Origin of the sequence: Roseomonas sp. 18066, assembly GCF_902706185.1 — a bacterium.
Classification (GTDB): Bacteria; Pseudomonadota; Alphaproteobacteria; order Acetobacterales; family Acetobacteraceae; genus Pseudoroseomonas.
The window spans coordinates 20,257-42,873 of the sequence record NZ_CACSJM010000003.1; the positions used below are offsets into that span (position 1 = coordinate 20,257).

Annotated in this window: 19 protein-coding genes; 11 read left to right on the forward strand and 8 right to left on the reverse strand. The window is 70.1% G+C overall.

Translation table 11 applies throughout. From position 1 onward, the window contains the following. Positions 1-74: 74 nt before the first annotated feature. Positions 75-1,223 (forward strand): alpha/beta fold hydrolase, encoded by a 1,149-nt coding sequence (locus GVN67_RS01035; RefSeq protein ID WP_159992404.1) that lies wholly within the window; start codon positions 75-77, stop codon positions 1,221-1,223. Positions 1,224-1,373: 150 nt separating this feature from the next. After that, complete coding sequence (gene cysK / locus GVN67_RS01040) at positions 1,374-2,288, forward strand: cysteine synthase A (protein ID WP_159992405.1); 915 nt, start codon at positions 1,374-1,376, stop codon at positions 2,286-2,288. Positions 2,289-2,297: 9 nt separating this feature from the next. On the opposite strand, the gene cysE is transcribed toward cysK, so the two are convergent. The 8 genes from cysE to GVN67_RS01080 all read right to left on the reverse strand — a co-directional run bounded on the left by cysE (position 2,298) and on the right by GVN67_RS01080 (position 11,547). Then, positions 2,298-3,137: a serine O-acetyltransferase gene (gene cysE / locus GVN67_RS01045; protein WP_200845069.1), complete on the reverse strand. Its 840-nt coding sequence runs from the start codon at positions 3,135-3,137 to the stop codon at positions 2,298-2,300. A 10-nt stretch (positions 3,138-3,147) separates the two neighbouring features. Beyond that, complete coding sequence (locus GVN67_RS29855; RefSeq protein ID WP_159992407.1) at positions 3,148-3,963, reverse strand: ABC transporter substrate-binding protein; 816 nt, start codon at positions 3,961-3,963, stop codon at positions 3,148-3,150. Between the two features lie 114 nt (positions 3,964-4,077). Then, positions 4,078-5,634, reverse strand: coding sequence for an ABC transporter substrate-binding protein (locus GVN67_RS01055; protein ID WP_159992408.1), 1,557 nt, complete (start codon positions 5,632-5,634; stop codon positions 4,078-4,080). Positions 5,635-5,822: 188 nt separating this feature from the next. Beyond that, positions 5,823-7,424, reverse strand: coding sequence for an ABC transporter substrate-binding protein (locus GVN67_RS01060; protein WP_159992409.1), 1,602 nt, complete (start codon positions 7,422-7,424; stop codon positions 5,823-5,825). Between the two features lie 80 nt (positions 7,425-7,504). Continuing rightward, positions 7,505-8,011: a GNAT family N-acetyltransferase gene (locus GVN67_RS01065; RefSeq protein ID WP_159992410.1), complete on the reverse strand. Its 507-nt coding sequence runs from the start codon at positions 8,009-8,011 to the stop codon at positions 7,505-7,507. A gap of 14 nt (positions 8,012-8,025) precedes the next feature. Then, positions 8,026-9,207: a M20 aminoacylase family protein gene (locus tag GVN67_RS01070; RefSeq protein WP_159992411.1), complete on the reverse strand. Its 1,182-nt coding sequence runs from the start codon at positions 9,205-9,207 to the stop codon at positions 8,026-8,028. Then, complete coding sequence (locus tag GVN67_RS01075) at positions 9,204-10,544, reverse strand: LLM class flavin-dependent oxidoreductase (RefSeq protein ID WP_159992412.1); 1,341 nt, start codon at positions 10,542-10,544, stop codon at positions 9,204-9,206. The genes GVN67_RS01070 and GVN67_RS01075 overlap by 4 nt, the downstream gene beginning before the upstream one ends. A 16-nt stretch (positions 10,545-10,560) precedes the next feature. Further along, complete coding sequence (locus GVN67_RS01080) at positions 10,561-11,547, reverse strand: MsnO8 family LLM class oxidoreductase (RefSeq protein WP_159992413.1); 987 nt, start codon at positions 11,545-11,547, stop codon at positions 10,561-10,563. A 422-nt stretch (positions 11,548-11,969) separates the two neighbouring features. On the opposite strand from GVN67_RS01080, the gene GVN67_RS01085 reads away from it, so the two are divergent. From GVN67_RS01085 to GVN67_RS01125, 9 genes are all read left to right on the forward strand, one after another. Next, entirely contained in the window at positions 11,970-12,515 is a 546-nt protein-coding gene (locus tag GVN67_RS01085; RefSeq protein ID WP_159992414.1) for an OsmC family protein, read from the forward strand. 66 nt (positions 12,516-12,581) lie between these two features. Further along, a complete protein-coding gene (locus GVN67_RS01090) occupies positions 12,582-14,186 on the forward strand; it encodes an ABC transporter substrate-binding protein (protein WP_159992415.1) in 1,605 nt (534 codons plus the stop codon). Then, positions 14,165-15,184 carry an ABC transporter permease gene (locus GVN67_RS01095; RefSeq protein ID WP_235034891.1) on the forward strand — a complete coding sequence of 340 codons (1,020 nt, stop codon included), beginning with the start codon at positions 14,165-14,167 and terminating at the stop codon, positions 15,182-15,184. The genes GVN67_RS01090 and GVN67_RS01095 overlap by 22 nt, the downstream gene beginning before the upstream one ends. After that, entirely contained in the window at positions 15,181-16,026 is an 846-nt protein-coding gene (locus GVN67_RS01100; RefSeq protein WP_235034892.1) for an ABC transporter permease, read from the forward strand. The genes GVN67_RS01095 and GVN67_RS01100 overlap by 4 nt, the downstream gene beginning before the upstream one ends. 151 nt (positions 16,027-16,177) lie before the next feature. Next, a complete protein-coding gene (locus tag GVN67_RS01105; protein WP_159992416.1) occupies positions 16,178-17,794 on the forward strand; it encodes an ABC transporter substrate-binding protein in 1,617 nt (538 codons plus the stop codon). A gap of 13 nt (positions 17,795-17,807) precedes the next feature. Further along, the gene (locus tag GVN67_RS01110; protein ID WP_159992417.1) at positions 17,808-18,791 is read left to right on the forward strand and encodes an ABC transporter permease; all 984 of its coding nucleotides are present in this window, start codon (positions 17,808-17,810) and stop codon (positions 18,789-18,791) included. Further along, positions 18,788-19,621: an ABC transporter permease gene (locus GVN67_RS01115; protein WP_159992418.1), complete on the forward strand. Its 834-nt coding sequence runs from the start codon at positions 18,788-18,790 to the stop codon at positions 19,619-19,621. Before GVN67_RS01110 ends, GVN67_RS01115 begins: the two co-directional genes overlap by 4 nt. Before the next feature lie 16 nt (positions 19,622-19,637). Beyond that, entirely contained in the window at positions 19,638-21,278 is a 1,641-nt protein-coding gene (locus tag GVN67_RS01120; protein WP_159992419.1) for an ABC transporter ATP-binding protein, read from the forward strand. Beyond that, positions 21,278-22,582: an NtaA/DmoA family FMN-dependent monooxygenase gene (locus tag GVN67_RS01125; protein WP_159992420.1), complete on the forward strand. Its 1,305-nt coding sequence runs from the start codon at positions 21,278-21,280 to the stop codon at positions 22,580-22,582. Before GVN67_RS01120 ends, GVN67_RS01125 begins: the two co-directional genes overlap by 1 nt. The last annotated feature ends 35 nt before the right edge of the window (positions 22,583-22,617 follow it).

The following is a 22,617-nucleotide window of genomic DNA, read 5'->3' on the forward strand; positions in this document are numbered from 1 at the left end:
CTGGGGAGGACGACAACATGCAAGATTGGCACGATCCGCATCGGCGCGGCGCGCGACATCCATGGCTGCGGCGCATGACTTTCGGCCTGCTGGCCCTGGCCGCGGCGACGGCCCCCGGCCTGGCGGCCGCGCAGGCGCCGCCGGTGCAGACTTGCGAGCTTGGCGAGCTCAAGCTCGAGAGCGGCGCCGTCATCCCGAATGTCCGGATGACCTTCATCGCGCATGGCACGCTGAATGCCGAGCGCAGCAACGCCATCCTGTCGATCCACGGGCTGCGCGGCAATCGCGACGCGCAGAGCTTCCTGGCCGGGCCCGGCCGCGCGCTCGACACCGACCGCTACTACGTCATCCAGCCCGACACGCTCGGCGTCGCCTCGACCGATCCGAATGCGACGACCTCGCCGACCCGCTCGGGGCTGAACATGCGCTTCCCGCGCTTCTCCATCCGCGACATGGTGCAGGCCGAGCACCGGATGCTGACGGAATGCCTGAACATCCGCCACCTGGTCGCGGTGACCGGCATCTCGATGGGCGGCATCGGCAGCCTGCAATGGGCCGTCAGCTATCCGGATTTCATGGATGCGGTGATCCCCATCGTGCCGCAGGCGCATGCGACGCGGCAGACCAACTTCGTCTGGGAAGCCGCGCGCCAGGCGATCATGCTGGATCCGAAGTGGCAGGATGGCGCCTATCCGGCGAATGACCCGCCGCGACGCGGCACCGGCATCGGCGTCAATATCCAGAACGCCTTCGGCTTCTCCTCCGATGCCTTCGCGGCGATGTTCCAAGATCGCGCTTCGGTCGAGCGGTTCTACGCGACGACGACGGAGCAGCTGGGCAATGCCACCGATGCGCGGGACTGGGTCTATCGCACCTGGGCCATCGTCGACCACGACATCGCGAAGACGCCGCCCTTCAACGGCGATCTGCGCGCCGCCGCCCGCTCGATCAAGGCGCGGCTGCTGCTGATGCCGAACTGCTTCGACCAGCTGCTGAGCCCCGGCGCAAGCGGCGTGATGGAGGTCGCCGCCCATGCCCCGGACGCCAGGATCGTCGACCTGGACGACATCGCCGGCCACAGCGGCAATTCCACCCCGCGCAGCGTGACGCTGGTGGCCGCCGAGATCCGCGACCTGCTGCAGCGCGTCGCCGACGGACGGCCGGGCTTCAACGGCCCGCGTATCCCGCGCCACTGGAGCCGGGAGGACCGCTGCCCGAACTAGCGCGGCGACAGGGCATGTCGCCGCGGCTTGAGCCCGACTTTAATCGCTGGACAGGATCGTAGATTTTGAGGTTCAACGCGATTGCACGTTGCATGGACCCGCCGCCTCGGCTTGCATGCCCCGCCTGCCCACCAGACCGAGGAGACCCCGATGAAAGCCGACAACGTCCTGCAGACCATCGGCCGCACGCCGCATATCCGCCTGGCCCGGCTGTTCCCCGGCGCCGAGGTCTGGGTCAAGTCGGAGCGCAGCAATCCCGGCGGCTCGATCAAGGACCGCATCGCGCTGGCCATGATCGAGGCGGCCGAGGCCAGCGGCGCGCTCAAGCCCGGGGCCACCATCATCGAGCCGACCTCGGGCAATACCGGCATCGGCCTGGCGATGGTCGCCGCCGTCAAAGGCTATGCGCTGCTGCTGGTCATGCCCGATTCCATGTCGATCGAGCGGCGCCGGCTGATGCAGGCCTATGGCGCGCGCTTCGAGCTGACGCCGCGCGAGCGCGGCATGAAGGGCGCCATCGAGCGCGCCAAGGAACTGCAGGCCGAGATCCCCGGCGCCTGGATCCCGCAGCAATTCGAGAATCCGGCGAATGCCGAAGTGCATGCCCGCACCACGGCGCAGGAGATCCTGGCGGACTTTCCGGAAGGGCTCGACGCGCTGATCACCGGCGTCGGCACCGGCGGCCATATCACCGGCTGCGCCCGCGTGCTGAAGCAGGCCTGGCCGTCGCTGCAGGTCTTCGCGGTGGAGCCGGTGCTGTCGCCGGTGATCTCCGGCGGCGCGCCGGCGCCGCATCCGATCCAGGGCATCGGCGCCGGTTTCATCCCGGCGGTGCTGGACACGGCGCTGCTCGACGGCGTGATCCAAGTCGCCGCGGACGACGCCAAGGAATATGCGCGGCGCTCGGCGCGGGAGGAGGGGCTGCTGGTCGGCATCTCCTCCGGCGCCACGCTGGCGGCGATCGCGCAGAAGCTGCCCGGACTGCCGGCCGGCGCGCGCGTGCTCGGCTTCAACTACGACACCGGCGAGCGCTATTTCTCGGTGGCCGATTTCCTGCCGGGCTGAGGCGGGCGCTCAGATGTTGTAGTCGAAGGCGTTGTAGCCGACCTCGCGCAGGATCTCGTCGCCGCTGAGCGCCTCGGCGCCGGGTGCTGCGCGGCGGACGATGCGGGCCGGCACCCCGGCCACCGTCGTCCGCGGCGGCACCGGCGCCAGCACCACGGAACCGGCGGCGACGCGGGCCCCTGCCCCCACCTCGATCGGGCCGAGGATGGTGGCGCCGGCGCCGATGATGACGCCGCGGCGGATCTTCGGATGCCGGTCGCCGCCATCATGCCCGGTGCCGCCCAACGTCACGCCCTGCAGCAGCGACACCGCATCCTCGATCACCGTCGTCGCGCCGATCACCAGCCCGGTGGCATGGTCGAGCAGGATGCCCGATCCGATGCGCGCCGCCGGGTGGATGTCGGTCTGCAGCACCTCCGAGGCGCGGCTCTGCAGATACAGCGCGAAGTCGCGCTCGCCGCAATGCCACAGCCAATGCGCCAGGCGATGCGTCTGCAGCGCGTGGAAGCCCTTGAAGTAGAGCACCGGCTCGAGGATGCGCAGGCAGGCGGGATCGCGCTCGACGACAGCGAGAAGATCGGCGCAGAAGCCGGCCTCGATCACCGGCGTGGCGATCGCGGCGCGGCGGAAGGCGCGCTCCAGCACCGGCCTTGGCAGCGCGGGCGCGTCCAGCCGCACCGCCACGCGGTGGAAGATCGCCGAGGCCAGGTCGGGCTGGTGCAGCACGCTGCCGAGGAACAGCGGCGCCAGCAGCGGCGATTCCGCGCAGGCCTGCTCCGCCTCGTCGCGCAGCCGCCGCCAGAGCGCGGCGGCGGCCTCGATCGGGCGGGTGATGGGCGTCAGCGTCACGACCCTTCCCCTAGATCCGTGGCAGCGCCGCGGGAAGTTCCCGCGTATAGGCGTGGCGCGGCGTGGCGAAGACCGTCTCGGCGGCGCCCTGCTCGACCAGCTTGCCCGCCTGGAAGACCAGCACGCGATCGGCCAGGTCATTCACCACCGCCAGGTCATGCGAGATGAGCAGCAGCGCCGTGCCGCGCCGCGCCTGCACACCGATATCCAGCGCCGAGACCGGCTCGTCGCAGACGATCAGCCGGCTCGATAAGGGGCCGGTGCCGGCCCGCCGCGCGCCGCCGCTGCAAAGGCCTTCGCCGCTGGCCAGCCGCTTCGGCGAGATCAGCCCGAGCTTCACGCTCGATGTGGCCTCGAGGAAGCCGGAATCGCGCCGGTTCAGCACGAACTTCACGACATACGGCGAGACCACCTCGACCCGGTCCAGCGACAGCAGCGGCCGGGCGGTGTTGGTGGTGTTCCTCGGGTCGCGAACATGGTCGAAATTGGCCTTCACCGCGGCGGCGTCGAAGACCTCGCCGTCGTGGAAACGGACATCCTCGCGCAGGGCGAAGCTGTATTCGCGGCCATCGGGCGACACCGTCCAGCTGCGTGCCAGCCAGGGCGAATAGCTGCCATCGGCGCGCTTGCCGACCAGGGAATCGATATAGTGGCAGATGGCGATGAAGGCGTTCTGCTGCGAGGAGCGGTGCGGGTCGAAGCAGACCGGCTCGGTGGTCACGCCCCAGGTCAGGTGGCCGCCCGGCACCGGCGTCTCGGCGGCCAGCGCCGGCGCGCCGAGCAGCAGGACGCCGGCAAGGACCTTGGACAGCGTGGGAAGCGACATGCGGCGCGGCCCTCATCCTGGTCGAAGGGCGCCGGGCGCCCATATGCGTTCACGGTTCGTGGTAAATTGTATTTAAGCATTCTTGATGTGTAAACGACGAACCGCAGCCCCGGCCTAATCGGCGGCCGGGCGGACGCTGCGGGCCAGGGAGTATTCATCGGCCCGCGCCGCGTAGCGCAGCGGCGCCCGCGTCGCCCAGGCATTGCGCTGGTAGTAGAGCGGCACGACGCCGAGGTCGCGCACCGCCAGGGCGCTGGCCTGGCGCAGCAACCCCTCGCGCGCGCCGCCGTCGAGGCTGCGCAGCGCCTGCTGCAGCAGCGCGTCCAGCGCCGGATTGGCGTAGCGGCCGCGATTGGCCGAGCCGAGGCCGCGCGCCGGATCGACGCTGGCCAGCAGCGCGCGCAGCGGCGAGGAGACCTCGCCGGTGCCGGCGCCCCAGCCCAGCAGCATGACGCCGTAGTCGTGATGCGGCGCCGCCGAGCGCGCGTTGAAGATCGCCGCCGGCAGCAGCTCGACCCTGGCGCGGATGCCGACGCGCGTCAGCATGGCGCCGATCGCCTGCAGCACGCGGCCGGCATTGGGATACTGGTCGTGCGAGCCGTGCAGCACCAGGGTGAAGCCCTCCGGATAGCCGGCCTGGCGCAGCAGGGCGCGGGCGGCCTCGGGATCGAAAGGTTCCGGCCGCAGCTCGGGACTGGCGCCGCCGAAGCCCTCGGCGATCAGCCCGCCGGCGGGCTCGGCCTCGCCCAGGAAGATGCGCTCGGCGATGCCCTGGCGGTCGATCGCCTTGGAGATCGCCTGGCGCACCCGCAGGTCGCGCAGCGGGTTCGCGGGCAACGGCCGCCCGGCGGCATCGGTGACCTGCGGGCTCTCGGCCCGCGCATGGTCGAGCGCCAGGAACAGGATGCGGTTGCTGACCGCGCTGCTGACGCGAAAGGCCGGATTGCCGGACAGCCGCGCCAGCTCCTCGGTCGGCACATTCTCGATGGCGTCGACATCGCCGGCCAGCAGCGCGGCGACGCGGGCGGCGTCGTTGGCGATGAAGCGGAAGCGGACATCGCGCCAGGCCGGCGCCTCGCCCCAATGCCCGTCGAAGCGCTGCAGCACCACGCCCTCATTCGGGGTGAAGCGGATCAGGCGGAACGGGCCGGTGCCGATGGTGGCGGGGGCCGCGTTGTTGAAGTCGGCCGTGCTGGCCGCCAGCGCCTGGCGCGAGATGATATTGACGATGGCCAGATCGTTCGGCAGCAGCGGCGCCGGACCCTCGGTGTGCAAGCGGATCGTGTGGGCATCGACGATCTCGACCTGGCGGATGGCGCGGGTGGAGATGGTGAAGGCCGAGGGCGAGTTCGGCACGCGCGGGATGCGCGCCAGGGTCGCCGCCACATCCTCGGCGCCGAAGGGGCTGCCATCCTGGAAGCGGACGCCCGGGCGCAGGGTGAATTCCCAGGCGTTGTCGCCGATAGCGCGCCAGGCGGTGGCCAGGCCCGGCACCAGCTGCTGCCGCTCGTCCTGGTGCACCAGCCGGTCGAAGATATTCGCGGCGAGGCTGTTGTTGACCACGCGGTTGTGGAACAGCGGATCGCTGGTGGAGGGCGCCGATTTCAGCGCAAAGCTCAGGCTCTGCGCCGCGGCGATTCCGGGCAGCAGCAGCAGCGCCGCCGCCAGCAACGGCGCCGTGGCCCTGCTTCGGCGCGCTGGCCTGGATGGGGGAATGGGCAGGGGCATGGAATAGCTCCTTCCGCCGGCATGACGGCGCCGGAACGGTGAACCTTATTCACATTTTCCTATGCGTTAAATATATAAACAGCCATCCTGATTCGTGCAGAAGGCGCGCCGCGATGGGTGCGCGCCGGCCGTCAGCCGCGGCGCACCATGGTCGCCGCGGTGTAGCCGCTCATATTCGGCTCGAAGCGCAGCCCCGGCCGCAGGCCCCAGACCAGCGACAGGTGGAACAGCGGGATAATCGGCAGGTCGTCGGCCACCGCCTGCACGGCCTCCTGCAGCACCTTCTCCCGCGCGCCGGGCTCGAGGATGGTGAAGGACTTTTCCGTCAGCGCGTCGAGCGCCGCATTGGAATAGAGGCTCCAATTGTTGGCGCCGGCACGCTTGGCGCGGTCGACGGTGCTGACGACATTGCTGAGGAAATAGGAAGCCTCGCCGGTCGAGCTCGCCCAGCTGTGCAGCCAGACGCCGTATTCCTGGCGGCTGGCGCGGGCGCTGAAGGCGGCATAGGGCAGCGCGTCGACCACCGTCGTCACGCCGATCCGCGTCCACATCTGGGCCACCGCCTGGGCGATGCGGCTGTCATTGGCGAAGCGGTCGTTCGGCGTGTGCAGCACCAGGCGGAAGCCGCGCGGGAAGCCGGCCTCGGCCAGCAGGCGGCGCGCCTGCTCGGCGTCGAAGGCCGGCACGCCGACCGCCGGATTGGCCGAGTAGAAGCCGGCCGGCAGCCACTGCCCGCTCGGCGTGCCGCGGCCCTCCATCACCCGCTCCACCAGCGCGGCGCGGTCGATTCCGAGCGACAGCGCCTGGCGAACCTTCAAGTCCAACAGCGGGTTCTTCGCCAGCGACTTGCCGTCGGCATCGGTGATGTCGGGCAGCTCGCCGGGGCGGGCGAAGCTCGGCTGCATGAAGGTCAGGCGGGTGCTCTGCGTCTCCACCACCTGCACGCGGGAATCGCGCGCCAGCGCCTGGGCGTCGTTGGAGGAGACCTCGTCGATCAGGTCGACATCGCCGGCCAGCAGCGCGGCGCTGCGCGCGCCGGCCTGCGGGATGATGCGGAAGACCACGCGTTCCCAGGGCTCGGCGCCGCCGAAATAGGCGTCGTTGCGCACCAGCTCCACCGTGCTGCCGGGCTGGAAGGCCGCGAGCTTGTAGGGGCCGGTGCCGATCGCCGCGCGGCGGCTGTTGTAGTCCTCGGTCGCCGCGCCCTCGCCGGCATGGCGCGAGACGATGGCGACGAAGGTCAGGTCGTTGGGCAGCGAGGGATGCGGCCCGGCGGTGTGCAGCCGCACCGTCAGCGGATCGACCACCTCGACGCGGATGATCGGGCGGACATAGCCGGCGAGGCTGCCCGGGCTGCCGGTGACCGTCGGGATGCGGGCGATGGTGAAGGCCACGTCGTCGGCGGTGAAGTCCCGCCCGTCATGCCATTTCACGCCCGGGCGCAGCTTGAACTCCCAGACCTTGTCCTCGACCGGCGTCCAGCTGAGCGCCAGGCCGGGGATCGGGCGCAGCCGGGCGTCGCGCTCGACCAGCCGGCTGAAGACATGCAGCGCCAGATTGAAGTTCGGCTGGAAGGCGTAGAAATGCGGGTCGGCCGAGCTCGGCGTGGTGGCCGTGGCGATGGTCAGCACGGTCTTCACCGCTGCCGCCGGCTGGGCCACCGCGCTGGCCGGCAGGGCGCCGAGCGCCAGGAGTCCGCCGAGGCCGCGCCGGGAAATCGCCGAATTCAGCATCCACGCCATCCATCAGGAATGTTTTACACATTCCCGATAGGTGATTTCAGGCCCCGGCGGCAATGGGGAAAACGCGGCCCTCAGGCCAGGGCGGGCTCGGCCGCGACGGTCAGCCGCTTCTCGAAAGGCAGCTTGCGCAGCGCCTGCAGGTCGGCCGTCGGGTCGTAGAGCGCGGTATAGCCGCGGCGCCGGTACAGCCCCACCGCTTCCGGCTGGCGGAAGCCAGTGGTCAGGTAGATCCGCGCATAGCCCTGGGCGCGGGCCGCCGCCTCCAGCGCCGCCAGCACGGTGCTGGCCAGGCCCTGGCGGCGCAGGTCGTGCCGCGTCCAGACCCGCTTGAACTCGGCGGTCTCGTCGTCGTAGCGCATGAAGGCGCCGCCGCCGATGGTCTCGCCATCGCGCAGCAGCAGCAGGAAATGGCCATGCGGCGGGGCGAAGGCCTCGGGCGGGTAGCGGTTCAGCTCGACCACGGCGCCGGCAGGTTCGAAGAAATCGCCGTAGCGGCTGTCACATTCCTCGATCAGCGCCGCGACCAGCGGCTGCGCGCGCGGATCGGTCGGCGTGGTGGAGACGATGCGGTCGCGCATGGGATGCCTTCTCGTCAGGCGGGGGAGAGGAACGCCTCGGCCAGGCCGGACCACAGCGCGGCGCCGGGCAGCAGGAGAGCGTCGTTGAAATCGAAGCGCGGATTGTGCAGGGACGGCCCCTCGCCCGCGCCGAGAAAGATGTAGCTGCCAGGCCGCACTTCCAGCATGTGGGAAAAATCCTCGCTGGCGGTGCGCGGGCGGAAGCCGGGCAGCAGCGCGTCGTCGCAAAGCAGGCGGCGCGCGACGTCGCGGGCGAAAGCGGTCTCGGCCGCGTGGTTGACCAGCGCCGGGAAGCCGCGGCGATACTCGACCTCGGCCGTGGCGCCGAAGCTTTCCGCCTGGGCGCGGGTGATAGCGGGGATGCGCCGTTCCAGCAAGGCGCGGGCGGCTTCGCGATAGCTGCGTGCGGTGAGCTTCAGCGCGACGCTGTCGGGGATGACATTGGCCGCCTCGCCGCCATGGATGGCGCCGACAGTGACCACCGCCATGTCCAGCGGATCGAGGTTGCGCGACACCACCGTCTGCAGCGCGGTGATGACATGCGCGGCGACGACAACGGGGTCCACCGTCTCCTGCGGCGACGCGCCATGGCCGCCGCGGCCGCGGATGCTGATCAGCGCCAGGTCGACCGCGGCCATGGCGGGGCCTTCGACGAAGCCGAAGCGGCCCTCGGCCTCGCCGGGCCAGGAATGCAGGGCGAAGACGGCGTCGCAGGGGAAGCGGTCGAACAACCCCTCGGCGATCATGCGTTTGGCGCCGGAGCCGGTCTCTTCCGCCGGCTGGAAGATCAGCGTCAGGCGGCCATCGAAATCGCCATGCTGCGCCAGGTCCTGCGCCGCGGCGAGCAGGATGGCGACATGCCCGTCATGGCCGCAGGCATGCATCGCTCCCGGATTGCGGCTTGCATGCGCCAGGCCGGTCTGCTCGGCGATGGGCAGCGCATCCATGTCGGCGCGCAGGCCCAGGCTGCGGCGCCCCTCGCCCCGCTGCAGCGTGGCCACCACGCCGGTGCCGGCGATGCCGGTGTCGACACGATAGCCCCAGCCGGCGAGCAGCCGCGCCACGGTCTCGGCGGTGCGGTGCTCGGCGAAGGCGAGCTCCGGATGGCGGTGCAGGTCGCGGCGCAGCGCGACGAAGGGCGCGATGCCCTCGGCGATGCGCGCCAGCGGCCCGGGTCGCAGCAGCGTGGCGCTCACGACACCTCCGCCAGCGCGGGCTCGGCCGGCGCGGCGGCGCGGATGGCGCGATAGGGCAGGCCGAGATTCTCGCGCAGCGTGGCGCCGCGCAGCACCGGGTCGTGCCGGCCGCGCGCCTCGAGCACCGGCAGCACATGCCGGATGAAGTCGTCCAGCCCCTGGGCGACAACCGGGAAGCCCAGGATGAAGCCGTCGGCGGCGCCTTCCTCGATCCAGCGGATCATCTCGTCGGCGACCTCCTCGCCGCTGCCGATGAAATGCGGCTTCGGCGTCGCCGAGGCCAGCGCCACCTGGCGCAGCGTCAGCCCCTTCTCCCGCGCGTCGCGCTTGATGCGGTCGGTGGTGGAGCGGAAGCTGTTGGCGCCGATTTCTCCCAATTCGGGAAAGGGCGCGTCCAGCGGATAGACCGAGAAATCATGATGATCGAAGAAGCGGCCGAGATAGGCGAGCGCCTCGTCGATGCTGAGCAGGTCGCGGATAGCCGCGTATTTCTGCTCGGCCTCGGCCCGCGTCGTGCCGGTGATCGGGCCGATGCCGGGCATGATCTTCGTCTGGCCGGGATCGCGGCCATGCTTCGCGGCGCTGGCGCGCACCGCCTGGCGGAAGCGATGCGTCTCGGCGAAGGAGGGCGCGTTGGTGAAGACGGCATCGGCATACTTGCCGGCCAGGTCGATGCCATCCTCCGACGAGCCGGCCTGGAAGATCACCGGCTGGCCCTGCGGCGAGCGCTGGATGTTCAGCGGCCCCTCGACGCGGAAGTATTTTCCATCATGGTCCAGGCGGCGGAACTTCGTCCGATCGAAGAACTGCCCGGTCTCCCGGTTGCGCGGGAAGGCGCCATCCTCCCAGGAATCCCAAAGCCCCTGCGCCACCTGCAGATATTCGTCGGCGATCTTGTAGCGCAGCGCATGCTCGGGATGCGGCCGGCCGTAGTTGCGCGACGAGCCCTCCAGCGGCGAGGTCACCACGTTCCAGCCGGCGCGGCCGCCGCTGATCAGGTCGAGCGAGGCGAATTGGCGCGCCACGGTGAAAGGGTCGCTGTAGGAGGTGGAGACCGTGCCCGCCAGGCCGATCTTGTCGGTCACCGTCGCCAGCGCCGACAGGATGGAGATCGGCTCGAAGCGGTTGAGAAAATGCGGGATCGACTTCTCGTTGATGTAGAGGCCGTCGGCGACGAAGGCGAAGGCGATGCCGGCAGCCTCGGCCTTCTTCGCGCTGTCGATGTAGAAGCGCAGGTTGACGCTGGCATCGGCCGGGCCGGCGGGATGCTTCCAGGCGTTCATATGGCCACCGGCGCCATGCAGCATGACGCCCAGCGGAATCTTCTTGTCGGTCATGGCAGGATGTCCTTGCTCAGGCGGCGACGGGCTGGCGCGCGGGGGCCAGCAGGTCGAGCATGCCGGCGCGCTCGGCGAAGGCGGTGGCCGGCGTGTCGAGGATGAACTCGGCGATGCCGTGCTCGCGCTGCAGCGCGCCGAGCGCGGCATGGATATCGTCCGGATTGCCGGCCAGCAGGCTGGGCCGCACCTCCTCGATGCGCCAGCTCGTGGCACCCGCCTGGCGCGCATATTCCTCGGCCGCCGCGCGGGTGCCGAGGTTGAAGCTCTGGCCGTTCGGCAGATGCACCTTGTAGGTGCGCAAGCTCGCCGCGCGGCGCTCGGCCTCGGCGCGGCTGGCATCGGCCAGCACATGCAGCGCCAGCAGCGGCGCCTGGCCGCTGTCGGCGCGGTAGCGCGCCAGGCTGTCGCGCAGCTTGGCATCGTCGCCATTCAGATGCCCGGCATAGCAGAACAGCCAGCCATGCCGCGTCGCCAGCGCCGCGCTGTCGGCGCTGGCGCCCAGCAGGATCTTTTGCGGCGCCTCGGGCGGCGACGGCGTCAGCTGCGCCGCGGCATGCGGATGCTCGGGCGGCAGGCTGCGCGCCAGGAAGCCTTCGAGCTCGGCGAAGCGCGCGGCGAAATCCTGCGCGTCGCCGCGCAGCGCGCGGGTGGAGAAGGGCAGCCCGCCCGGCGCCTTGCCGACGCCGAGATCGACGCGGCCCGGCGCCAGCGTCGCCAGCAGCGAAAACGTCTCGGCGACCTTGTAGGGGGCGTAGTGCTGCAGCATGACGCCGCCGGAGCCCACGCGGATGCGGCTGGTGCGCGCCAGGATGAAGGCGGAAAGCACCTCGGGCGCGACGCTGGCGAGGCCCGGGCTGCCATGATGCTCGGCCACCCAGAAGCGGTGATAGCCGAGCTGCTCCGCCCGCTGCGCCAGGGCCAGGGTGTTCTGCAGCGCCTCGGCGGCGCTGGCGCCGGCGGGGATCGGGCTCTTGTCGAGCAGGCTCAGGCGGTAGCGCATGGCGCGGAACTCCGGCTCAGGGCGCGCGGCGGCGGTGCCGCCGTGTCGGACAGGGTGGGGTCGGCAACGGGCGCCAAGCCGGCACCGGGGCGGCTATTAATCACCCTATGATTTCGTGCGTCAACGTTCTAGCGACAATGATTCGTGCTTAATGGCCACGTCCACGTGTGCCCTGACCCCTTGGCAGGACCCCGGGGGCTGGCCGCCGGCGCGCCCCGGCCCTGCCTGCCAACGGGTCGAGGGACAGCAAGATGCTGTTTGGACGGCTTATCTTTCAACGGAGCGGCACCTGCGTCCCGGCCGGGCGGGCGACACTCGCGCTATCATACGGTTTGGTGAAGGTATTTACGATATTGACTTTTATGGACCGCTAATTGATTGGTCTGGGCCAAGGCCGCGCAGCCCTTGCCCCGGAGCCCGCCATGTCCAGCCTGATCGACTACCTCGCCCAGAAGCGCGACGCGCTGTTCCGCCTGCGCGACCGCGCGGCCCGGCCGGATGCCGCGCCGCAGCCGCTGCGCGCCCAGGTCCGCGCCGAGGGCCGCAGCGGCATCCGCCGCATCCGCATCCGCGACTTCCAGCTGATCAGCGACAGCCCCGAGAGCTTCGCCGGCTATGACCTGGGCCCGAGCTCGCCGGAGCTGCAGCTGGGCGTGCTGGGCAGCTGCCTGACCCATACCTTCCTGATCCAGGCGGCGCTGCTGCAGATCCCGCTGAACCGGGTCGAGGTGCAGGTCGATGGCCAGATCGACCCGCGCAGCGGCCAGCCGGGCTTCGAGCAGGTGCCGCGCAACCCGCATGCGCTGCGCTACACCGTCGCGCTGGACTCGCCCGCCCCGGAGGCCGACCTGGCCCGGCTGCATGCCGCGGTCCAGCAGAACTGTCCGATCCTGCACCTGCTGCGCGACCCGCAGCCGATCGAGGGCGCGCTGGCCCGCCTGCCCGCCGCGGCGCAGGCGGCCGGATAGCCGCATGGCCCACCCCCCTTCCCGCGCCCGCCGCGGCGCGCAGCCCTTTCGCGAAAGCACCCTCCGATGAACCGACGCGACCTGATGCTGGCCGGCCTCGGCCTTGCTGGATTGCCGGGCATGGCCCTGGCGCAGGGCCATGCCGCGCATGCCGCCACGCCGACGCGCGGCGGCACCGCGCGCATCGTGGTGGCCGAGCCGCCGATCCTGACCTCCGCCTTCATCACCACGATGAACATCGGCATGGTCTCGTCGAAGATCCTCGAAGGCCTGGTCAGCTACGATCTGGAGCTGAAGCCGGTGCCGGCGCTGGCCGAATCCTGGGACACGGCGGAGGATGGGCTCAGCGTCACCTTCAACCTGCGCCGCAATGTCCGCTGGCATGACGGCAAGCCCTTCACCAGCGCCGATGTCCGCTTCACCCTGCTGGAAGTCTGGAAGAAGCTGCATCCCTTCGGCCGCGCCGTTTTCGCCAATGTGACGGCGGTGGAGGCGCCGGACGATCACACGGTGACCATCCGCCTCTCGGCGCCGGCGCCCTATCTGTTCAACTACATCAACACCTATGGCGCGCAGATCCTGCCGCGCCATGTCTATGAGGGCACCGACGTCCTGCAGAACCCGGCGAATGTCGCGCCGATCGGCACCGGGCCCTTCAAGTTCAAGGAATGGGTGCGCGGCAGCCATGTCGCGCTGGAGCGCAACGCCGACTACTGGCAGCCGGGCAAGCCCTATCTCGACGGCGTGCTGTTCCGCTTCATCCCCGATCCGGTGGCGCGCAGCGTCGCGCTGGAGGCGGGCGAGATCGACGTCACCATCGGCTCGCTGATCCCGGTGACCAGCCTGCGCCGCTTCTCGGATGCGGCGAAGTACACGATCAACACCGATGACGGCCGCTTCCTCGCCTCGATCTTCCTGGCGCAGATCAATGTGCGGCGCCCCTATGTCAGCAACAAGCGGGTGCGCCAGGCGCTGTCGCATGCGATCGACCGTGCGGCGCTGGTGCGGCTGGTCTGGCAGGGCTATGGCAAGCCGGCGACGGGACCGATCCCGTCTTCCGTCAGCCAGTATTATGCGCGCGGCAATCCGCAGGGCTTCGACCCGAAACGCGCCGAGGAGCTGCTCGACGCCGCCGGCTTCAAGCGTGGCGCCGATGGCAAGCGCTTCCGCATCAACCTGGTCTCCGGCAGCGGCGACAGCCTGGAATCCAACCGCGCCGGCGAGTTCATCAAGCAGGCGCTGGCCCGCATCGGCATTGAGCTGGAGCTGATCATCGAGGACTCGGCCGCCTATCTGCGCCGCGTCTACACCGATGGCGACTACGACATCATGACCTCCAGCCTGCACAAGCTGCCCGATCCGACGCTCGGCGTGCAGCGCCTTTACTGGACGAAGAACATCGTGAAGGGCGCGCCCTGGACCAACGGCTCCGGCTATTCCAACCCCGAGCTCGACCGCATCATGGAAGCCGCCGCCGCCGAAGGCGATCTCGGGAAGCGCCGTGCCCTCGTCACCCGCTGGCAGGAGATCGTGCAGGAGGACGCGCCGATCCTCGACCTGGTGGAGCTGACCTGGACCACCGTCTCCACCGCGCGCTTCCGCAAGGAACGCCCGCAAGGCGATGGCATGTTCGCCGGCCTGGAGGATGCATGGCTGGCGCCGGCGCGCTGAAGGCCGAGGCCAGCGGCGGCATGCCGCCGCTGCTCCGCCGGCTGCTGCAGGTGGTGCCGGTGCTGTTCGGCATCGCCACGCTGAACTTCCTGATCCTGCAGCTGGCACCTGGCGATGTCGTCGACGTCCTGGCCGGCGAGGCCGGCGCCGCGACGCCCGAGACCATGGCCGAGCTGCGCCGCAGCTTCGGCCTGGACCAGCCGGTCTGGCTGCAATACCTGCGCTACCTCGGACAGCTCGCCAGCCTCGATCTCGGCCATTCCTACCGCCTCAACCTGCCGGTGCGGGAGCTGATCCTGACCCGGCTGCCGCCGACGCTGCTGCTGATGGTCTCGGCGCTGCTGCTGGCGATCCTGTTGGGCTCGCTGGCCGGCATCCTCTCGGCGCGGCGTGTCGGCGGCTGGCTCGACACCGTGGTCTCCGGCGTCACGCTGCTCAGCTACGCGGTGCCGACCTTCTGGCTCGGGCTGATGGCCATCGTGCTGTTCTCGGCGCGGCTCGGCTGGTTGCCCTCGGGCGGCATGCTGACCATCGGCGCCGGGCACAGCGGCTGGGCGCTGCTGCGCGACATCGCGGCGCATCTGGTGCTGCCGGCGGTGACGCTCAGCACCTTCTACCTCGCCGTCTATGCGCGGCTGGTGCGCAGCGCCATGCTGGAGCTGCACGGCGCCGACTTCATCCGCACCGCCCGCGCCAAGGGCGCCGGCGAATGGCGCATCACCATCAACCACGCCTTCCGCAACGCGCTGCTGCCGATGGTCACCATGGCGGGCTACCAGGCCGCCTCGCTGCTCAGCGGCGCGGTGCTGGTGGAGACCGTCTTCTCCTGGCCCGGCCTCGGCCGCCTGGCCTATGAGGCGATCCGCACGCGCGACCTGAACCTGCTGCTCGGCATCCTTTTCTTCAGCTCGATCCTTGTCGTCATCGTCAACATCGCCATCGACCGGCTCTACGGCCTGGTCGATCCGCGCGTGGCGCCGGGCGCGAGCCGGGCATGAGCGCGCGCCATCCCGGCCTGCTGCGCCGGCTGCTGATGCACCGCCAGGGCGCCCTCGGCCTGCTGCTGCTCATCGCCATCCTGCTGCTGGCAGCAGCGGGCCCGCTGCTCTGGCCCGGCGACCCGTGGGAGATGGCGGCGCCGCCCATGCTCTGGCCCGGCGAGGACCCGGCCAATCCGCTCGGCTCCGACGTGATGGGGCGCGACATGCTGACCGGGCTGGTCTCCGGCGCGCGGGTCTCGCTGATGGTCGGCCTGGTCAGCACGCTGATCGCGACGGTGCTCGGCACGCTGGTCGGCGCGCTGGGCGGCTTCTATGGCGGGCGCATCGACGCGGCGCTGATGCGGCTGACGGAGCTGTTCCAGACGGTGCCGACCTTCGTGCTGGCGGTGGTGCTGGTCGCGGTTTTCCGTCCTTCGGTCGCGACCGCGGTGCTGGCCATCGGCATCGTCTCCTGGCCGGCGACGGCGCGGCTGGTGCGGGCGCAGGTGCTGTCGCTGCGCGGCCGCGACTTCATCCTCGCGGCCGAGGCCTATGGCATTGGCACGCTGCGGCTGCTCTGGACGCAGATCCTGCCGAACGCCCTGCCGCCGGTCATCGCCATCTCCAGCCTGACCATCGCCCATGCGATCCAGACCGAGGCGGCGCTGGCCTTCCTGGGCCTCGGCGATCCGAATGTGATGAGCTGGGGCACCATCATCGGCGGCGGCCGCGAGCAGCTGATCGAGGCCTGGTATGTCTGCGGCCTGCCCGGCATCGCGCTGATCGTCACAGTGCTGGCCTTCAACCTTCTGGGCGAAGGGCTGAACGACTGCCTCAACCCGCATCTGCGCAGCCGCTGATCGGCGGCACAATAACACTTCTGATGTTAGTGCAGAAATGTGCATTCCACTTATAGCGCTTAATGAAATCGTGCATTATGGTCGCCTGCGCCGCTGCCCTCCCCCTCTGGCGGGCAGCGGCGACCGGACGGACCTCGCCAGGAGAACCACCATGCCCATCGACCGCCGCGCGCTGCTCCAGCTGCTCTCCGGCTCCGCCGGCATGCTGGCCGCGCCCGCCTTCGCCCAGGGCGCCGCGCAGCGTCGCGCGGGTGGCGAGCTGACCTTCCTGATCAGCTCGCTCGACAGCGGCTGGGGCCTGAACGAGAAGGTCGACACCTATACCGGCATCGTCTGGGGCCAGATCGCCGACAAGCTCGTGCATGTCGACGAGAAAGGCGATGCCACCCCCTGGATCGCCGAGCGCTGGGAAGAGAATGCCAGCCAGACGGAATTCATCCTGCATCTGCGCGACGGCGTGACCTTCTCCGACGGATCGCCGCTGAACGCCCAGGCGGTGGCCGCGAATATCGAGCTCTGGGCGCGCGGCGACACCAGCCGCGGCGTCGGCCGCCTCGGGCTGTTCCCTTCCACCACCTACAAGGGCGTCGAGGCACTGGACGACCGCCGGGTGAAGGTCAGCTTCACCGGGCCGACGCTCAGCTTCATCCCGACGCTGGGCTACCACAAGACGCTGCTGCGCTCGGTGGCCAGCCTGAACCTGAAGGCCGAGGAGCTCGGCAATCTCGACAAGCAGCTCGGCAGCGGCCCCTTCGTCGTCGAATCCTGGCTGGAGGGCGACAATGTCGTGCTGCGCCGCCGCCAGGACTATCGCTGGGGCCCGCAGGCCATCGCCCATTCCGGCCCGGCCAGCCTGGAGCGCATCACCTTCAAGGTGGTCAAGGACGCCGCCATCCGCGCCGCCGCGCTGCAATCCGGCCAGGCCGAGATCGCGCTGAACATCGCGCCGCATGAGCTGCGGCCGCTGAAGGCGCGCGGCATCCGCGTGGTGGCGCCGGATAGCCTCGGTTTCGTCAGCGGCTTCAGCGTCAACACCTGCGCCCCGCATTTCGACGATGTCCGCGTCCGCCAGGCGCTGCAGCACGCGATCGACCGGCAGGAGATCCTCGACACCGTCTTCACCGAGGATTGGAAGCCGGTCACCACCCTGCTGCAGCCGAATGTGCCGGAGGCCGCCGATCTCAGCGCGCTGCTGGCCTATGATCCGGCGAAGTCGAACCGGCTGCTGGACGAGGCCGGCTGGCAGCGCGGCGCCGACGGCATTCGTGCCAAGGGCGCCGACAAGCTGCGCTTCAACCTCTTCGCCAGCCCCTGGGTCAATACCTCGAAGCAGGTCGACGAGGTCATCGTGCAGCAGCTGCAGAAGGTCGGCATCGCCGCGCGGCTGCAGGTGGTCGACATCGCCACCTTCAACGCCAGGGTGCGCAACAATGACAGCGTGCCGCTGCGCGAGGTCAGCCGCAGCTTCCTCGATGCCGGCGTGGTCGGCAATGTGCTGACCGATGCCGACAAGGGCGACAACTGGTTCAAGCTGGGCCAGAGCAACGAGACGCTGAACCGGCTGGCCCGCGACATCGCCCATGCCGTCGACCGCAGGGCCCGCGCTGAGACCTTGAAGGAAGCGCAGCGCTATGTGCTGGAGCAGGGGCTGTTCATCCCGACCGCGCAGCTGAACCAGCGCCTCTACGTCCAGGCCGCCAAGGTGAAGGGCGAGGCCTATAGCGGCGCCGGCTACGCGCTCTACTACGGCGCCTGGCTCGAGGGCTGAAGGCCGCCGCGCCGTGACCCGCAACACCTCCCTCTCGCAGGCGGCGCGGCGCATCGGCCAGGCGCTGGTCGTCATCCTGCTGGCCTACAGCTTCACCTTCCTGATCATCTCGGTGCTGCCGGGCGATCCGATCAGCAACATGCTGCTCGATCCGGAGAACGGCTTCACCGAGGAGGAGATCGCGCCGATCATCGCCCATTACGGGCTGGACCGCCCGGTGCTCGAGCAATGGTGGATGGCGATCTCGCGTTTCGCGCTCGGCGATCTCGGCATCTCGCTGCGCTCCAACCGCCCGGTCTCCAGCATGCTGCTGGAGGCGCTGCCCTCCACCCTGCTGCTGGCGGGGTCGGCCATGCTGGTGGCGCTGCTGCTGGCGCTGCTGATCGCCTATGCCTCGCAGAACCTGCCACGGCGCTGGGGTCAGGGCGTGGCGCGGGTGCTGCCGGCGCTGTCGCTCTCGGTGCCCAGCTTCGTCATCGGCCTGGTGCTGATCCAGGTCTTCGCCTTCCAGCTCGGCCTGTTCCGCATCACCCAGCCGAACAGCCTGGCCGCGACCTTCTTCGCGGCGCTGGCGCTCGGCATCCCGGTCTCGGCGCAGATCGCCGAGGTGCTGATCGCCAATCTCGACCACGAGGCCGGCCAGGAATATTTCGCTGTCGCCCAGGCGCGCGGGCTGCGCCGCTCGCAGCTTTTCCTGCGGCACCAGCTGCGGCCTTCCGCGCTGCCGGTGGTGACGATGATCGCGCTGAGCATCGGCGAGCTGCTGGGCGGCTCGCTGATCACCGAGACCATCTTCGGCCGCAAGGGCGTCGGCTCCCTGGTGCAGAGCGCCGTGGTGACGCAGGATTTCCCCGTGCTGCAATCAGTGGTCTCGCTCGCCGCCGTGGTCTTCGTCCTGGTCAATCTGCTGGCCGACCTGCTCTACCCGCTGCTCGACCCGCGGCTGCGCCGGCGCGACACGGCAGCCCGCGACGACACGGCGGAGCGGCTGGCATGAGCGCCACGACGCTGTCTCCGCCGCGCCCGCTCGCCTGGATCGGCGCGCAGCCGCTCGCCGTGCTGCTGGCCTTCGCCGTGTTGGCCCTCGTCGTCTCCTGGTCGGCGGCGCCGTCGCTGTTCAGCAGCCACGACCCCTTCCTCGGCCTCACCGCGCAGAAGCTGCTGCCACCCTCAGCGACAAACTGGTTCGGCACCGATCACCTGGGGCGCGACCTTTATGCCCGCGTGGTGCAGGGCACCTGGTCTTCGGTGACCAGCGCGCTGATCGCGACGCTGATCGGGCTGGCCATCGGCGGGCTGCTGGGCCTTGCCAGCGGCTTCCTCGGCGGCTGGGTCGACACCGTGATCGGCCGGCTGATCGACATGCTGCTGGCCATCCCGAATTTTCTGCTCGCCGTCGTCATCGTCAGCGCCTTCGGCTTCCAGACCATCAATGTCGCCGTCGCGACCGGCGTCGCCTCCGTCGCCGTCTTCGCGCGGCTGATGCGCTCGGAGGTGATGAAGACCTCCACCGCCGTCTTCGTCGAGGCCTCGGTGCTGGTCGGCGGCCGCGCCGCGCATGTGCTGCTGCGCCATGTGCTGCCCAACGCCTATCGCTCCGTCGTCGCGCTGGCGGTGCTGCAATTCGGCACCTCGATCCTGACCATCGCCGGCCTCGCCTTCCTCGGCTATGGCGACCCGCCGCCGGCGGCCGATTGGGGGCTGCTCGTCGCCAATGGCAAGGACTATCCCAGCTCGCCCTGGCTGGTCTTCGCCCCCGCCACGGTCATCGTCGTCACGGTGCTGGCCATCAACCGCATCAGCCGCTGGATCCGCCACGCGGCCTGATGCCTGGGACGCCCCGATGAACGCTGTCTCCCCGCCGGCCGATCTGCTCGCCATCCGCGGCCTGTCCATCGCCTATGGCAACAAGCCCGCCGTGCACGACGTCGATCTCACGCTGCACGCCGGCCGCAGCCTGGCGCTGATCGGCGAATCGGGCTCCGGCAAGTCGACCATCGCCCGCGCGCTCTGCGGCCTGCTGCCCGCCAGCGGCACGGCGCGCGGCCGCATCCTGTTCCAGGGCCAGGACCTGCTGGCGCTGCCCGAGGCACGGCTGCGCGCCCTGCGTGGCCGCGCCATCGGCTTCGTGCCGCAGGACCCGCAGAACGCGCTGAACCCGGTGCGCAGCATCGGCGCCCAGGCGCAGGAGGCGGCGCGGCTGCTCGACCTGCCCGATGTCGCGGCGCGGCGCGCGCGCATCCTGCAGACCTTCGCCCGCATCGGCCTGGCCGATCCGGCGCGACTCTACGACGCCTATCCGCACCAGCTTTCCGGCGGCATGCTGCAGCGGGTTCTGATCGGCCTGGCCATCCTGCCAGGCCCAGCCTTGATCGTCGCCGACGAGCCGACCTCGGCGCTCGACGTCACCATCCAGAAACGCATCCTCGACCTGCTCGGCGCGCTGCAGGCGGAGCTCGGCATCAGCCTGCTGCTGATCACCCATGACCTGGCCATCGCCGCCGAGCGCGCGCATGACGTGGTGGTGCTGAAGGACGGGCAGGTGCAGGAGCGGGGCACCGCGGACCAGGTCTTCCGCCAGCCCCGCTCGGCCTATGCGCGGCGGCTGCAGGCGGATGTGCCGGCGCTGAATCCGGAGCGGTTCCGCGCTGCGACAGCGCGACAGCCCGGCGCCGGCGAGGCGATCCATGTCGACGGCGTCTCGAAGACTTTCCAGGCGGAGGGCCGCAGCGTCCGCGCGGTGCAGGATGTCTCCTTCGGCGTGCCGGCCGGCACGACGCATGCGCTGGTCGGCGAATCGGGCTCCGGCAAGACCACGCTGGTGCGGCTGCTGCTCGGGCTGGAACGGCCGGATCGCGGCCATATCGCCGTCGCCGGCACGCCGGTCGCGACCGATGCGCCCGACCGGCTGCGCGGCCTGCGGCGCGAGCTGCAGCTGGTCTATCAGAACCCCTTCACCTCGCTCGATCCCACCTGGAGCGTCGGCGGCATCATCGCCGAGCCTTTGCAGCGCTACGATGTCGGCCATCGCGGCGACCGCCAGGCGCAGGTCATCGAGGCCCTGCGCGCCGTCGACCTGCCCGAGCAGGTGCTGCGCCGCCGCCCCGGCGCGCTGTCCGGCGGCCAGCGCCAGCGCGTCGCCATCGCCCGCGCGCTGATCCTGCGGCCGAAGGTGCTGGTGCTGGACGAGCCGACCTCAGCGCTCGACGTCACCGTGCAGGCCGGCATCGTCGAGGTGCTGTTCCGCCTGCAGGCGCAGCTCGGCCTGACCTATCTCTTCGTCTCGCACGACCTGGCGCTGATCCGCCAGCTGGCCGACAGCGTCACCGTGCTGCGCCACGGCCAAGTGGTCGAGCAGGGCCCGGTCGCGCAGATTTTCAGCCGGCCGCGCGAGGCCTATACCCGGCTGCTGCTCGATTCCATTCCGCGCCCCGCCGCGGCATCCCGCGAATCCTTCCTGGTTGATCAGGAGACAGAGAACTGATGTCCCGCCGTCAAGACCGCATGATCCTGGTCGCCTTCGCTGACCCGAACGCGCTGTACCAGAGCAATCCGGAGCGCCAGCGCGACCCGCGGCGGCTGGGCCTGGCCAATTTCATCGCCCATGCCAAGCTCGCCGAAAGCGCCGGCTTCGACGCCATCTTCAAGCCGGACTTTCTCGGCTTCGACATCTCCAAGGGCAGCGTGCGGCCACGCCCCGGCTTCGAGCCGCTGACGTTGCTCAGCGCGCTGTCGCAGCACACCAGCCGGCTCGGGCTGATCATCACCGAATCGACCTCCTTCAACGAGCCCTACAACGTCGCGCGCTACTTCACCTCGCTCGACAATATCAGCGACGGCCGCGCCAGCTGGAATGTCGTGACCTCCTATTACGGCGAGGGCAATTTCGGCGACGGCACGCTGCTGCCGCTGGCCGAGCGCTACCGCAAGGCCGAGGAGTTCATGCAGGTCGCCTATCGCTTGTGGGATGGCTGGCTGCCGGGGTCGGTCAGCTATGGCGCGCAGGGCCCGCTCTTCGATGCGAAGCAGATCCGCGACACCAACTTCGCCGGCGAGTTCTTCAAGGTGAAGGAGCCGCTGGACATTCCCCCGGGGCCGCAGGGGCGGCCGGTGATCGTCCAGGCCGGCGCCTCCGACGAAGGGCTGGACTTCGCCGCCCGCCATGCCGAGATCGTCTTCGCCGCCGCCCCCGACCATGAGACCGGCGCCGATTTCTATGCCGAGCTCAAGCGTCGCACCGTCGCCGCCGGACGCCCCGCCGCGCAGCTGAAGATCCTGCCTGGGCTGAACATCTTCGTCGCCGACAGCCAGGCCGAGGCCGAGGATCTCTACCAGGCGCAGTTCACCGACCGCGCGCTGCTCGCCTATCGCGACAAGCTGGTGCGCGAGGCGCCGCTGTTCCGCATCGACACGCTGGAGCTCGACGAGCGCATCCCGGCCGAGGCCATCCCCGGGGAAGCCGCGCTGCGCCAGGTGGAGCGTCGCCGCAGCCGCGGCCTACTGCTGCGCAAATATCTCAGCCGCCCGGACCAGACGCTGCGCCGCTTCCTCTCCGATGTCTTCGAATTCGGCCATCTGACGCTGATCGGCACGCCCTCGCACATCGCCGGCGAGATGGCCGCCTGGTTCGAGGCGCGCGCGGCCGATGGCTTCGTGCTGAAGGGTGGCAATTCCTTCCCCCGCGTCGCGCAGGAGATCCTGCCGATCCTGCGCGAGAAAGACGTGCTGCGGCCGCCGGCTGCCGGTCTCACCTTCCGCGAGGCGCTGTTCGACGACGCAGCCGCGTGAAGATTGCGCGCAGGTGGTAGGCTGCCCGGCGGGCG